Origin of the sequence: Amycolatopsis sp. H20-H5 (genome assembly GCF_035828755.1) — a bacterium.
Classification (GTDB): Bacteria; Actinomycetota; Actinomycetes; order Mycobacteriales; family Pseudonocardiaceae; genus Amycolatopsis.
The window spans coordinates 85,938-99,691 of record NZ_JAYMZS010000022.1; the positions used below are offsets into that span (position 1 = coordinate 85,938).

The window sequence follows — 13,754 nt, forward strand, 5'->3', positions numbered from 1 at the left end:
TGGGTGCCTATCACTACGTATACCGCCCTAAGTCTGCTCTCCGACCGCTCGCGACCTTCGTTGGTTCCCTGTCGAGTGGTTCGGTGGTTACTTTCCGTCTTGTGCCCCACGAACGGCACCCCGCTCCGGAAATGCCTTGAAAGGACTCCTCCTGTGAGCCGCATCCGCACCATCGGCGCCGTGACGGCCGCCGCCATCGCCCTGACCCTGTCGGCGGGCGCCATCGCCGACGCCAGCACCCCCGCCGGAGCGCAGCCGAGCATCATCGGCGGCGGCACCGCGCCGGCCGTCGGCTGGGGCGCGCAGGTCTACGTGAACACCCCGGGCCGCGACTTCGGCGGGTTCAACTGCTCCGGCACGATCATCGCGCCGCAGTGGGTACTCACCGCCATCCACTGCCTGGACCAGGACGGCTCCGGGATGCACGTCAAAGTCGGCAGCAACACCCTCGGCTCCGGCACCGACGTCGAGATCGACCAGGAGGAGGAGTCGCCCAACGGCGACATCGCCCTGCTCCACCTCGCGAGCGCGGTCGACACCGACTACATCAAGCTCGGCAGCGCGGACCCGAAGACCGGCGCGACGAACCAGCTCTACGGCTGGGGCCGCACCACCCCGACCGGCCCGCCCGCGTCCGCGCTGAAGGTCGCGAACGTCAAGGTCACCGGCAAGTCGCGCGACACCGCGGGCGGCCCGGCGATCCAGACCGTCGGCGTCAACGGCTCCGCGTGGAAGGGCGACTCGGGCGGCCCCGAGATCGACAACGGCGTACAGGTCGGCGTGGCCTCGACCGTCCAGAACCAGGACGGCACGAACACCCGCGGCACCAACAACTACGGCAGCGTCGCGGCCAGCCGCTCCTGGATCCGCACGACCTCCGGCGTCTGACCGGGCTCTTTTTTGACTGCCCCTGAAGGCCACCATGACGGCGTTAAACGCCGTCATGGTGGCCTTCAGGGGCAGTATGCCATTCTCGGGGTATGCGTATCGCCACCTGGAATGTGAACTCCATCGGGTCCCGGCTGCCCAGGGTGCTCGACTGGCTCGGCTCCGCCCAGCCGGACGTGCTGTGCCTGCAGGAGCTCAAGGGCACCACCGAGGCGTTTCCGTACGACGCGGTGAAAGAACTCGGTTACGAGGCCGGGGCATACGGTCTGGGGCGCTGGAACGGAGTCGCGATCCTTTCGCGCGTCGGCCTCGAGGACGTCACGCGCGGCCTGGTGGGTGAGCCGCAATTCGACGAGGCGGCCGAGGCACGGGCCGTCGGCGCCACGTGCGGCGGGATACGTTTGTGGTCGGTGTATGTACCCAACGGCCGTGAGATCGAGAATCCGCACTACGCCTACAAGCTCGAGTGGCTGGAAGCGCTACGGACCACGGTCGACGCGGAAATCGCGGCGGACCGGCCGTTCGCGGTACTGGGCGACTTCAACATCGCGCCGACCGACTCCGACGTGTGGAACATCGAGGCGTTCGAGGACTCGACCCACGTAACCAAACCCGAGCGCCAAGCGCTGGCAGTACTGCGAGAAGCGGGCCTGGCCGACGTTTTCCCACGCCCGCTGAAGTACGACCACCCGTTCACCTACTGGGACTACCGCGCAGGCCGTTTCCCCAACAACCAGGGAATGCGCATCGACCTGGTATACGGCAACAACACCTTCGCGAGCGCGGTCAAGGATTCCTACGTGGACCGGGAGGCCCGCAAGGGCAAAGGCGCCTCAGACCACGCACCCGTGATCGTGGACCTTGACCTGGCGTAAAAGCCGTGGTGGCGTCCAAAGGTACGGCTAGAAGCCTGTGTTTATTGGCCAGCGCGCTCACATAATCGCGCCGCCACCCCGGCCCTGCTTCCGGCGTACGTGCGGTTTTTGAGGGAGGGGGCCGGGGTACCGTCGCGATTCAGGGCGGCCTGGCGGCCGCGAAAGAGGGCGCGCGGCGGTGAAGTCTCCGCTCGCGGAGCTCGCGGAGACGCTGTGGTGGGGGCAAAACTGTTGTGGCTGGGTTTTTGTGGCTGTGGCTGTGGTCGGGATCTGTGGGCTGGTGACGGGCTTGGGGGCGCGGGCGCACAAAGCTCAGGTCCAGGCTGCTTTGTGCAGGCGGCGTAGGGCTCGGACGGCTTCGACGGCTCGGGCGCGGTCTACGGCCTGGACTGCCATTACCGAGTAATACTCGTCTTCGGGTAGCTCCAGGCGGGCCCAGGATGCTCCGTCGGGGAAGCTCACGGAGAGGACTTCGTTCCAGGCGAAACGCTTGGTGGCCAGTACGTTGCGGACTTCTATGCCCTCGGCGTCGGCGCGTACCCGTGCGGTGGCGAACAACATTGTGCCCGCTGCCAGCAGGATTCCGATGCCGACCATCGCGGCCTGGTCCGAGGACTGGAAGTGCACGCCCGTGTTCGAGCCGCGCAGGAGCACCGCGACCACGACGAACACCGCCAGCAGGACGACGGCGAGGATGCTGGACATGATCATCGCTCGCCGGGGGCGGACCACCAGGACTTCCGGTGCGGCCATTACCTTCGCCTCGCTCACACAAAGCCTCGTTCGGTCCACGGCTGACGCAGGCTGCGGAGCACGTGCGCCGCGTCCAGCGCGGCGACGGTCGCCTCGTAGCCCTTGTCCTCCTTGGCGCCCGGCATACCGGACCGGTCCAGCGCCTGCTGCTCGGTGTCGCAGGTGAGCACGCCGTTGCCCACCGGGGTGCTCTCGTCGAGCGCGACCCTGGTCAAGCCGGCCGTCACCGCGTCGCACACGTACTCGAAGTGCGGGGTCCCGCCTCGCACGACCACGCCGAGCGCGACGACGGCGTCGTGGTTGCGGGCCAGTGCCTGTGCCGCCACCGGCAGCTCCACGGCACCGGCGACGCGCACGACCGTCGGCTCGTTCTCCAGCTTGGCCTCGCCCGCCGCCGCCAGCGCGCGGGCCAGCAGTGCGTCGGTGATCTTCGTGTTCCACCGGGTGGCCACGATGCCCAGCCGGAGCGACTTGCAGTCGCTCAGGTCGAGCTCGAGATCCGGACGGCCTTCACCGCTCACTTCGTGCCTCCACCAGCGCCCGGCTGCTCGGCCGCGACGCCCGCTTCGTACTGCTCCAGCTGCCCGAGGTCGTGGCCCATCCGGTCCCGCTTGGTGCGCAGGTACCGCAGGTTCTCCGGATTCGGCGAGATCGGCAGCGAAACCCGGCCGGAGACACGCAGGCCGTAGCCCTCGAGACCGACCCGCTTGGCGGGGTTGTTGGTGAGCAGGCGCATCGACCGGACGCCGAGGTCGCACAGGATCTGCGCGCCGGTGCCGTAGTCGCGGGCGTCGGCGGGGACGCCGAGCGCGAGGTTGGCGTCGACGGTGTCGGCACCGTCGTCCTGCAGCTGGTAGGCCTGCAGCTTGTGCAGCAGGCCGATCCCCCGGCCCTCGTGGCCGCGGATGTAGAGGACCACGCCGCGGCCCTCGTCGGCGACCGCCTGCAGCGCGGCCTCCAGCTGCGGGCCGCAGTCGCAGCGCAGCGAGCCGAAGACGTCGCCGGTCAGGCACTCGGAGTGGACGCGGACCAGGATGTCCTCGCCGTCGCCGACCTCGCCGTAGACGAACGCGATGTGCTCGATACCGTCGAGGAGGCTGTCGTACCCGACCGCGCGGAACGTGCCCGCGGCCAGCGGGATCCGCGCCTCCGCCACGCGCTCCACCTGCTTCTCGGTGCGGCGGCGGTACGCGATCAGGTCCGCGATGGTGATCATCTTGAGGCCGTGGTCGGCGGCGAAGACCTCCAGCTCGTCACGCCGCGCCATGTCGCCCTCGTCCTTCTGCGACACGATCTCGCAGAGCACGCCCGCGGGGTGGAGCCCGGCCAGCCTGGCCAGATCGACGCCCGCCTCGGTGTGGCCAGGGCGGCGCAGCACGCCACCCTCCTTGGCCCGCAGCGGGACGACGTGACCGGGGCGGCGGAAGTCCTTGGCCGTCGAGGCGATGTCGGCGAGCAGCCGGATGGTGTGCGAGCGGTCCGCCGCGGAGATCCCGGTCGTGATGCCGTCGGCGGCGTCGACCGTGACGCTGTACGCGGTGCCGCGCTGGTCCTGGTTCGTGTGGTACATCGGCGGCAGGTCGAGCCTGTCCGCTTCCGCCTCGGTCAGCGAGACACAGACGTAGCCCGAGGTGTAGCGGACCATGAAGGCCAGCAGCTCGGGGGTGGCCTTCTCGGCCGCGAAGATGAGGTCGCCCTCGTTCTCGCGATCCTCGTCGTCGACCACGACGACGGCCTTGCCCGCCGCGATGTCGGCGATGGCCGCCTCGATCAGGTCGGCGTCGACGACCGCCCCGCTCCCGCAGGGGGTCCACTCCGCCTTGGTGTCCGGAACCGCACTCGTCTCACTCACGCCTGCTCCTCAGTACCGACGGCACCCTCGTCCCCCTGGCGGCGCAGGTGCGGCATCGCCAGCTTTTCCACATACTTCGCTACCACGTCCACCTCGAGGTTGACCAGGTCGCCGGGCTCGTTGCGGCCCAGCGTGGTCAGGTCGAGGGTGGTCGGGATCAACGCGACGGAGAACTCCTCGCCGGTGACGGACGCGACAGTCAGCGACACCCCGTCGACCGCGATGGAGCCCTTCTCGACCACGTACCGCGACAACGCGCCCGGCAGGGCGAAGGTGGTCAGCCCCTGAGGATCGCGGGAGAGGTAGACCCCGGTGCCGTCGACGTGGCCCTGCATGATGTGCCCGCCAAGGCGGCCGCCCGCGGGCGTCGCGCGCTCCAGGTTCACCACGTCGCCGACGTTCACCTTGGCGAGGCTCGAGCGCTGGAGGGTTTCGTGCACGACGTCGACGGTAAACTCACCACCGGCCACCGCGACCACGGTGAGGCACACGCCACTCACCGCGATGGAGTCACCGTGCCCGGCGTCACTGGTCACCAACGGTCCGCGCACGGTCAGCCGCGCCGCGTTCGGGACCTGGTCGACCGCGGTGACCTCGCCCAGTTCCTCGACTATGCCGGTGAACACTTCTGCCGCCTCCCTCTGTGCCCGGCGCCGCCCTGGATCGGCAGCGTGGCCCCTTCATCCAACACCCGCTCACGGGCGGCGACCCTGGCGGTCCCCGCCCACGGGATCAGTGTGCGCCGCGAACCCGGGCGGCCTGCTCCCGCAACGCGGCGATGGCCTTGCCCGGGTCGTGCGCGCCGTAGACGGCGGAGCCCGCGACGAAACAGTCCACGCCCGCCTCGGCGGCCTGCTCGATGGTGTCGGCGTTGATGCCGCCGTCGATCTCCACCACCAGCTTGAGGTGCCCGGTGTCGACCAGCCGCCGCGCGGTACGGACCTTCTCCAGCACGTCGGCGATGAACGACTGGCCGCCGAAGCCCGGCTCGACGGACATGATCAGCAGGGTGTCGTAGTGCTTGAGGGTGTCGAGGTGGGCCTCGATCGGGGTGCCCGGCTTGAGGGACAGCCCGGCCTTGGCCCCGGCGGCCCGCAGGTTCTTCGCCAGCATCACCGGATCGTTCGCCGCCTCGACGTGCACGGTGACGTTGTAGGCGCCCGCCTCGGCGTAGCCGATGGCCCACTTGTCCGGGTTCTCGATCATCAGGTGACAGTCGATCGGCACGTCGGTGACTTTGAGCAACGACTGGACCACGGGCAGGCCCAGGGTCAGGTTGGGCACGAAGTGCGCGTCCATGACGTCGACGTGGATCCAGTCGGCGCGGGTCTCCCCCGCTCCGGCGACGGCGTGGATCTCCTCGCCGAGCCTGGCGAAGTCCGCGGACAGGATGCTGGGTGCGATCAAAGGTCGGTCAGCCACGGTTACCGAGTGTAGGAGGGGACGGCTAACGCTCGCTAACCGGCCGAACGGTGCACGGGGCGGGCGGGTGTTCTTCCGCCGTCCATCCGGTGCACACCCGCAGACCCCCGGATGCACAGCTGCGCACTGATTAATAAAGCCCGCCCCAACCCCAGGGCAAGAAACCTTCATGAGGAGACCCATGACTTCGCTGTTCTCAGGACGGCGTAGGTGGCTGGCCGCGGGCGCGCTCGGCGCCGCGCTCGTCGCCGTGGCCCCGGTCGCGCTGGCGCAGAGCGACACCCAGGCCCGCAGCGCGGCCACCGGCGACCGCACCCAGGACGTCCGGGCCGCGATCCAGGGCGGCAGCGCCCGCAACGTCATCCTGTTCCTCGGTGACGGCATGGGCCAGTCCGAGATCACCTCGGCGCGCAACTACGAGCGCGGCGCCGCCGGGCGGCTCGCGATGGACGAGCTGCCGCTCACCGGCGACTACACGACCTACGCCGTCGAGAAGAACAACCCGGCCAAGCCCGACTACGTGACCGACTCGGCCGCGTCCGGCACCGGCTGGGCGACCGGCGTCAAGACCTACAACGGCGCGATCTCGGTGGACGCCTACGGCAACCCCGTGCCGACCATCCTGGAGCTCGCCCAGCGCGGCGGCCTGCGCACCGGCGACGTCACCACCGCCGAGGTCCAGGACGCCACCCCGGCCGTGCTCGGCGCGCACGTGGTCGGCCGCGATTGCAAGGGCCCCGACGAGACGACGGCGAAGTGCGCGGTGAACGCCAAGGAGAACGGCGGCGCCGGGTCGATCGCCGAGCAGCTCGTGCAGACCAAGCCGGACGTGCTGCTCGGTGGTGGCGCGAAGTACTTCAACCAGCAGGTCAAGGCCGGGAAGTTCCAGGGCAAGACGGTACTGGACCAGGCCACCGCGGCCGGCTACCAGGTCGCGCGCACGGCCAAGGAGCTCGCCGCCGTCAAGTCCGGCAAGCCGGTGCTCGGCCTGTTCGCCGAGGGCAACATGCCGACCAACTGGGTCGGCCCGATCGCGAAGCAGGGCGGCACCCCGCCGAGCCGCTGCACCCCGAACCCGGCGCTGCCCGCGACCCAGCCGAAGCTCGCCGAGCAGACCCGCAAGGCGATCGAGCTGCTGAACAAGCCGCGTTCGGACAAGGGCTTCTTCCTGCAGGTCGAGGGCGCGAGCATCGACAAGCAGGATCACGCCGCCGACCCGTGCGGCCAGATCGGTGAGACGATCGACTTCGACCAGGCCGTCGCGGCGGGCATGGCGTTCGCGCGCGGCAACCCCGACACCCTGGTGATCGTCACCGGCGACCACGGCCACACCAGCCAGATCGTCGGCAACGGCGCGGTCAGCCCCGGCCAGACGGCGACCCTCGTCACCAACGAGGGCGCGAACATGACCCTCAACTACGGCACCGCGCTGCCGGGCAGCTCGCAGGAGCACACCGGCACGCAGATCCGCGTCGCGGGTTACGGCCCGCAGGCGGCCAACGTCGTCGGCCTGACCAACCAGACCGACCTCTTCGGCACACTCAAGCGCGCGCTCCGGCTGCGCTGAGCAAGAGCCAAAGCGCGACTCGTCGACGACTCGTGGTCTCTTTCGCGCGAGACGCCACGACTCGTCGACGAGTCGCGGGAGGTCAGACCGGGGGCAGCAGGTCGAGGACGTCGGTCCAGGAGCCGCCCCACGGCAGGCGTGCGGTGCGGACGCCGGCGCGGCCGAGCGCGTCCAGGTGGTGCTGCCACGCGGGATGCCGGATCCGGTCGTCGGTCACCTGGTAGCCGACGACGACCGTGACGCGGGGCGAGCCGAGCACGTCGCCCAGCAGGGTCAGGGCCTGGTTGTCGGCGATGCCCAGTGCGAGCTTGGCCACCGAGTTGGCCGACGCCGGGGCGAACAGGAACACGTCCGGATCGGGATGCGGCCGGTGCTGCGCGGGCAGGCGCGAAACGCTGCGGACCTCGAACTCGGTCAACGCCCGCAGCGCGGGCAGCCCGCCGGTGTGCTCCAGCCAGCTCGCGGCCGTCGGGGTCAGGGTGATGGCGAGGCGCCAGCCGCGTTCGGCGGCCGGGCCGGCCAGCTCGGCGGCGAGCTTGGTGTCGAGCCCGCCGCACGAACTGGCCACCAGGCCGAGAACCCTGGTCACTCCTGGCTTTCCGGCTTCCGCAGCACGGCGCAGAACATCGCGTCGGTGCCGTGCCGGTGCGGCCAGAGCTGCACGTACGGGCCGTCGCCGAGCTGCGGGACGCCGGGGAAGTACTCCCGCGCGTCGAGCACCTCGGCCTTGGCCCGGCGCGCGGTCTCGCCGACGACGCCCTCGGTCTCGGCCAGGTGCGGCGAGCAGACGACGTAGGTCACGATCCCACCGGGCCGGACCAGGTCCAGCGCGGCGACGATGAGCTGGCCCTGCAATTTGGTCAGCTCCGCGACGTCGGACGGCTGACGCCGCCAGCGCGCTTCGGGGCGACGGCGGAGCGCGCCGAGCCCGCTGCACGGGGCGTCGACGAGCACGCGGTCGTAGCCGGGCTCGAGCTCGGCTTCGCGGCCGTCGGCGACGTGCACGGTCACCGGCAGGCCGATGGTGGCCTTCTCGACCAGCTTCGCGCGGTGCGGCGCCTTCTCGACCGCGTCGACACGCGCCCCGGCGATCGCGGCGAGCGCGCCGAGCATCACGGCCTTGCCGCCGGGACCCGCGCACAGGTCGAGCCAGCGCTCGTCGGAGCCGGTCACCGGCACCTTGGTCACGGCGATGGCGCACAGCTGGCTGCCCTCGTCCTGCACCGCGGCGATCCGCTGCCGGATCGGCTCGGCGTCGCCGGGGTCACCGGCGCCCGCGGGCAGGCGGACACCGTAGGGCGAGTACGGCGCGACTTCGCCGCCGGTGATCGCGGCGAGCTCGTCGGCGGTGAGCTCACCAGGCCTGGCGACCAGGTGCACCTCGGGCCGGGTGTCGTCGGCTTCCAGCGCCGCCAGCAGCTCGGCGCCCTTGTCCCCCAGCGCTTCGGCGAACGAGCGGGCGACCCAGCGCGGGTGCGCCGTCTGCAGCGCGTACGCGCCGATCGGGTCGAGCGCCACGTCCGGCGTCAGCTGCTCCATCCAGGCCGCTTCATCCTTTTCGGAGATCGAGCGGAGGACGGCGTTGACGAACCCGGTGATGTACGTGCCGACCTCGTTGCGCACGAGGTCCACAGTGGACGTCACGGCGGCGTGCTGCGGAATGCGGGTGCGCAGCAGCTGATACGCGCCGAGGCGCAGCGCGTCGAGCACCAGCGCGTCCACTTTGGACAGTTTGCGGTCCACGAGGCACGCTTCGATGATCGCGTCCAGCAGTCCCTGCGCGCGTGAGGTCCCGTAGGTCAGTTCGGTGGCGAGCGCGGCGTCTCGGCCGGAAATCCGGCGGGAGCGCAACACCTCCGGCAGGGCCAAGTTGGCGTAGGCGTCCTTCTCGCGGACTGCCCGCAGGACGTCGAAAGCGGCCTGGCGGGCCGGATCGATCTCCGGCGGGCGCGAAGGACTTTCCTTGCGCGGCGCGGGCCTGCCGTTCCCCGGCCTGGACGGCCGTCGTTCCCTGTGCTCGTTCACCGCAGGCGTTCCCCTTGCTCGATCCGTGTTCCTCGCGCCCAGTCGGTGGCCGCCATCCGCTTCTTGCCCTGCGCCTGCACTTCACCCAGCAGCAAGGGTTTGGTCGCCGTTCCGACCAGTACCCGCTTGCGCTCGATCACCAGCTCCCCCGGCGTCGGTCCCGGCTCGTCGACCACGGTCACCGGGCCGAGCTTCAGCCGCTCGCCGCGGAACTCCGCCCACGCGCCCGGCTCCGGGGACACCGCGCGGATCTGGCGGTCCACGGCGGTCGCCGGGTCCGCGAACGAGACTCGCGCGTCCTCCACGGTGACCTTCGGCGCGAGGCTGATCCCGTCGGCGGGCTGGGACACCGCGACGAGCGTGCCGTCCTCGATACCGTCCATCGTGGACACCAGCAGCCCGGCACCCGACTCCGCGAGCCGGGCCAGCAGCACGCCCGCGGTGTCCGTCGGCGCGATCTTCTCGGTGACGATCCCGAAGACCGGGCCCGCGTCGAGCTCCTTCACGATCCGGAAGGCCGACGCGCCGGTGATCTCGTCGCCCGCACGCACGGCGGACTGCACCGGCGCGGCGCCACGCCACGCGGGCAGCAGCGAGAAGTGCAGGTTGATCCAGCCGTGCGCCGGGATGTCCAGCGCGGCCTGCGGGAGCAGCGCCCCGTAGGCGACCACCGGGCAGGCGTCGGGCGCGATCTCGGCCAGCCTGGCGAGGAACGCGGGGTCACTCGCCTTGGGCGGGGTGAGGACCTCGATGCCGTGCTCGTCGGCGAGTTCGCCGATCGGCGAGCGGACGACCCGGCGGCCGCGGCCTGCCTGCGCGTCGGGCCGCGTGACCACGGCGACGACCTCGTGTCTGTCCGACGCGAGCAGTGCGCGAAGGGAGGGCAGGGCCGGTTCGGGGGTGCCGGCGAAGACGAGGCGCATCAACGCACCTCGGCCGGGGGGACGGGTATCTCAGACAGGGCGAACATCGCCGGTGAGTCTAATCCTGGCCCCCACCTGCCGCGCGGCACGTGCCGCGAAGGCCACCCCGGCGGAACGCGGCGGCCTTCACGACACGGGCGATCACCGCTCCCAGGGCCACGTCCCTGGCAGGACGACGGCGGCGGAGCCGATGCCGCGGCGGACCGGTTCGGCGGCGGCGAGCCACCGGCCGTCCCGCAGGTGCTCGACGCCGGTCGCGGCGCCGATCTCGGCGGGCGCGGCCGAGAAGCCCTGGCCCTTCGCCTTCAACGCGGCGAGCTCGGGCTGGTCGAGGAAAGCCTGTTCCACCTGGGCCGTGGCCGAGTTGCGCTGCGAAGCGCGCGGGGCGGCGATGGCGTCCTCGAGCGACAGGCCGCGGTCGATCCGGCCGAGCAGCACCTGCAGGACGGTGGTGATGATCGACGCACCGCCGGGTGAGCCGGTGGCGAAGAACGGCTTGCCGTGCTTGAGCACGATGGTCGGCGCCATGGACGAGCGCGGGCGCTTGCCGGGGCCGGGCAGGTTCGGGTCAGGGACACCGGGGGTGACCGGGGTGAACGAGAAGTCGGTCAGCTCGTTGTTGAGCAGGAAGCCGCGGCCGGGGACGACGATGCCGCTGCCACCTTCCTGCTCGATGGTCAGCGTGTAGGCGACGACGTTGCCCCATTTGTCGGCGACGGTGAGGTGCGTGGTGTTCTCGCCCTCGTACGGCGTCGGCGCGCCGGTCGTGCCCGCCTTGCACGGTGCCGGGTTGCGCGGGTCGGCCGGGGCGAGCGGGCTGGTGCCCGCCTTGTCCGGGTTGATCAGGCAGGCGCGGGTGTCGGCGAAGGACTGGCTCAGCAACTCCTTGGCCGGGACGTCGTTGACGGCCGGGTCGCCGATCCAGCGGTTGCGGTCGGCGAAGGCGAGCCGGGTCGACTCGAGGAAGTAGTGCAGGTAGTCGGCCTTGCTCAGCTTGGCGACGTCGACGTTCTCCAGGATGTTGAGCGCCTCGCCGACGGTCAGCCCGCCTGAGGACGGCGCGGGCATGCCGTAGACGTCCAGCCCGCGGTACTCGGTGTGCGTCGGGTCACGCTCGATCGCCCGGTACGCGGCGAGGTCGCCGGTGGTGAGGTTGCCGGGGCGGACCTTGAGCGTCGAGGCGGGGTCGACGGGCGGCCGCTGCACGGTCTTGGCGATGTCCTCGCCGAGCTGGCCGCGGTAGAGCGCGTCGGTGCCTTTGGCCGCGAGCTGGGCGTAGGTGGCGCCGAGGTCGGGGTTGGCGAACCTGGTGCCCACCACCGGCGGGGCGCCGCCGGGCAGGTACAGCGAGCGGGTCGAGGGGAAGGCCGCGAACCGGGTGGCGTTGTTGGCGATCTGGTCGTGGAAGGTCTGGTCGACAGTGAAGCCGTTCTTCGCGAGCTGCTCGGCGGGCTTGATGGTCCTGGCCAGCGAGCGGGTGCCCCATTTGCGCAGGGCCTCCTGCCAGGTCGCGGGCGTGCCGGGGACGCCGACGCCCAGGCCGCTGGTGACGGCGGCGTCGAACGGCAGCGGTTTGCCGTTCTCCACGAACAGGTTCGCGTCGGCGGTCTTCGGCGCGGTCTCGCGGCCGTCGAGGGTGTGCACCTTGCCGGTCCGCGCGTCGTAGAACACGAGGAACCCGCCGCCGCCGACCCCGGCGGAGAACGGGTCCGTCACACCCAGCGCGGCGGCCGTGGCGACCGCGGCGTCGACGGCGTTGCCACCCTCGCGCAGCACTCTCGTGCCGATCGCGGTCGCGTCGGCGTCGATGCTGGACACCGCGCCGAGGTACCCCACCGCGACGGGGGACTTGGGGGTCTGGGCCGGCGTCGGTGGCGCGGCCGACGCGGCGCCCGCGCCGGCGGTGACGAGCAGGGCGGTGACTGCGGTGACGACGGCGATCCGGTGCGCGGGCATGGCGAGAGTCTGCCCCGCGTGACGTGCGTCATCAAGACACCAACCAGACGAATGACTCCAGACTCGCCCCCGACACCCACCACAAAAACCCAACCCCCGCGTGGTCCCCAACCACAGCGTCTCCGCGAGCCCTGCGAGCGGAGACTTCACGCCGCGCGCCCTCTTTCAGGCCCGCCAGGGCCTCCCAACTCGCGACGGCAGGTCGCCCCCCTAAAAACAAAGCCGCACTGACGCTGGAAGTCGGGGCGACCTGGCGGCGCGAGTTTGTAAGCGCGCTGGCCAAAAAACACAGGCTTCTAACCGCACCTCAGGACGCAACCAAAACCCGCACCGCCGCTGACTGCCAGTAACGACCCAGCGGCGCACGCAAGCGAGCCGTCCAAAAACACAGGCTTCTTGCCGCACCTAAGTGGTCACTTTCGGAGGTTCTTCGGTGGTGTTGGTGGAGCGTGGTCTGATTCGCTCGAGTGTGGAACTCGGCTCCCTGAGTGTGGAACTCGGCTCCCTGAGTGTGGGACTCGCGGAGGAACTGCACGCCGCGCGGCGAGTCCCACACTCGGGCGTGCGAGTTCCACGTTCACGGGGGCGAGTCCCACGCTCGGACACACAAAAATCACCAAGACCCCCGAAGAACCTCCGAAACCGACCACTAAGGAACCAAAAGCCCCTTAAATCAAGTCGAGCGGATCCACCTGAACCCGCACCGGCTCGGTAGCCTTCCGCGCATCACGACGCGCACTCGCGGCGTGAATAGCCGCCGCGAGCGCCTTCCCATCGGCCCGGGAGACCCGGATCAAAGCCCGCTCCCGCTCGGAGTTGCCGTCATCATCACTCTCACCGAGTGCCACCGGCCCGAGCACTTCACCGGACTCAGGCAACGGCAGGTCCCCGAGCACGCTGGCGACAGCATCCGGAGTGCCCTCCACACTGGCCATCCGCACGGCGGGCGGAAACCCCAGCTCACGCCGCTCGGACAACTCCTGTGCCGCGTGCCAAGCCGGGTCCCACCGCACGAGCGCCTGCACCACGGCCAGCCCCGCCTCGGCGCCGACGATCACGCGGCCGCCTTGGGCACCGGGGCGCACCAGCGCGGCGGCGGCCATCCAGCGCCGCAGGGTCTCCTCCCCCGCGCGCAAATCCTGCCTGCCCAGCAGCGCCCAGCCGTCGAGCAGCAAAGCGGCGCCGTACCCGCCGACTGCCACTGGTTCGGCTCCGGGCGTGCACACCACGAGCGCGGGTTTGGCGGGAACCGTCGCGAGGACCTCCTGCGCGCCGGAGGTCCGCACGGGCACCCCGGTGAACGCGCGGCCGAGCTCTTCCGCGGTCCGTTTGGCGCCGACCACCACGGCGCGCAGTCGCACGGAACCGCAGGCGCCGCAACGGAAGTTGGTGTCCGGCACGCCGCACCAGCGGCAGGCGGGCGGCTTGGGCAGGCCGTCGATGGAGCCGCCGGGCAGCGCGAGCGGGCCGGCGCAGCGGCGGCAGTGCGCGGA

At 70.9% G+C, this 13,754-nt stretch carries 12 protein-coding genes and 1 pseudogene; 3 read left to right on the plus strand and 10 right to left on the minus strand.

Annotated features, from left to right (window positions below; genetic code table 11):
* Positions 1-153: 153 nt before the first annotated feature.
* Entirely contained in the window at positions 154-888 is a 735-nt protein-coding gene (locus QMK34_RS15525) for a S1 family peptidase (protein ID WP_326414661.1), read from the plus strand.
* A 92-nt stretch (positions 889-980) separates the two neighbouring features.
* Positions 981-1,763 carry an exodeoxyribonuclease III gene (locus QMK34_RS15530; RefSeq protein WP_326414662.1) on the plus strand — a complete coding sequence of 261 codons (783 nt, stop codon included), beginning with the start codon at positions 981-983 and terminating at the stop codon, positions 1,761-1,763.
* Positions 1,764-2,075: 312 nt separating this feature from the next.
* On the opposite strand, the gene QMK34_RS15535 is transcribed toward QMK34_RS15530, so the two are convergent.
* The 5 genes from QMK34_RS15535 to rpe all read right to left on the minus strand — a co-directional run bounded on the left by QMK34_RS15535 (position 2,076) and on the right by rpe (position 5,775).
* Positions 2,076-2,516, minus strand: a complete 441-nt coding sequence (locus QMK34_RS15535) for a PH domain-containing protein (RefSeq protein WP_326414677.1) — start codon at positions 2,514-2,516, stop codon at positions 2,076-2,078.
* 14 nt (positions 2,517-2,530) lie between these two features.
* Complete coding sequence (ribH, locus tag QMK34_RS15540; RefSeq protein WP_326414664.1) at positions 2,531-3,037, minus strand: 6,7-dimethyl-8-ribityllumazine synthase; 507 nt, start codon at positions 3,035-3,037, stop codon at positions 2,531-2,533.
* Complete coding sequence (locus QMK34_RS15545; RefSeq protein ID WP_326414665.1) at positions 3,034-4,368, minus strand: bifunctional 3,4-dihydroxy-2-butanone-4-phosphate synthase/GTP cyclohydrolase II; 1,335 nt, start codon at positions 4,366-4,368, stop codon at positions 3,034-3,036. Before QMK34_RS15545 ends, ribH begins: the two co-directional genes overlap by 4 nt.
* The gene (locus QMK34_RS15550; protein WP_326414666.1) at positions 4,365-4,994 is read right to left on the minus strand and encodes a riboflavin synthase; all 630 of its coding nucleotides are present in this window, start codon (positions 4,992-4,994) and stop codon (positions 4,365-4,367) included. Before QMK34_RS15550 ends, QMK34_RS15545 begins: the two co-directional genes overlap by 4 nt.
* Positions 4,995-5,100: 106 nt before the next feature.
* Entirely contained in the window at positions 5,101-5,775 is a 675-nt protein-coding gene (gene rpe / locus QMK34_RS15555; protein WP_326414678.1) for a ribulose-phosphate 3-epimerase, read from the minus strand.
* A 196-nt stretch (positions 5,776-5,971) separates the two neighbouring features.
* On the opposite strand from rpe, the gene phoA reads away from it, so the two are divergent.
* On the plus strand, positions 5,972-7,357 hold the full coding sequence (phoA, locus tag QMK34_RS15560; protein ID WP_326414667.1) for an alkaline phosphatase: 1,386 nt from the start codon (positions 5,972-5,974) through the stop codon (positions 7,355-7,357).
* Positions 7,358-7,439: 82 nt separating this feature from the next.
* Here the strand turns inward: phoA and QMK34_RS15565 are convergent, their stop codons facing one another.
* The 5 genes and pseudogenes from QMK34_RS15565 to QMK34_RS15585 all read right to left on the minus strand — a co-directional run.
* The gene (locus QMK34_RS15565; protein WP_326414668.1) at positions 7,440-7,946 is read right to left on the minus strand and encodes a flavoprotein; all 507 of its coding nucleotides are present in this window, start codon (positions 7,944-7,946) and stop codon (positions 7,440-7,442) included.
* Entirely contained in the window at positions 7,943-9,382 is a 1,440-nt protein-coding gene (locus tag QMK34_RS15570) for an RsmB/NOP family class I SAM-dependent RNA methyltransferase (RefSeq protein WP_326414669.1), read from the minus strand. The genes QMK34_RS15565 and QMK34_RS15570 overlap by 4 nt, the downstream gene beginning before the upstream one ends.
* Entirely contained in the window at positions 9,379-10,305 is a 927-nt protein-coding gene (fmt, locus tag QMK34_RS15575; protein ID WP_326414670.1) for a methionyl-tRNA formyltransferase, read from the minus strand. Before fmt ends, QMK34_RS15570 begins: the two co-directional genes overlap by 4 nt.
* A 141-nt stretch (positions 10,306-10,446) precedes the next feature.
* Positions 10,447-12,261: a gamma-glutamyltransferase gene (ggt, locus tag QMK34_RS15580; protein WP_326414671.1), complete on the minus strand. Its 1,815-nt coding sequence runs from the start codon at positions 12,259-12,261 to the stop codon at positions 10,447-10,449.
* 668 nt (positions 12,262-12,929) lie between these two features.
* A pseudogene (locus tag QMK34_RS15585) lies at positions 12,930-13,754 on the minus strand (primosome assembly protein PriA); the annotation flags it as partial.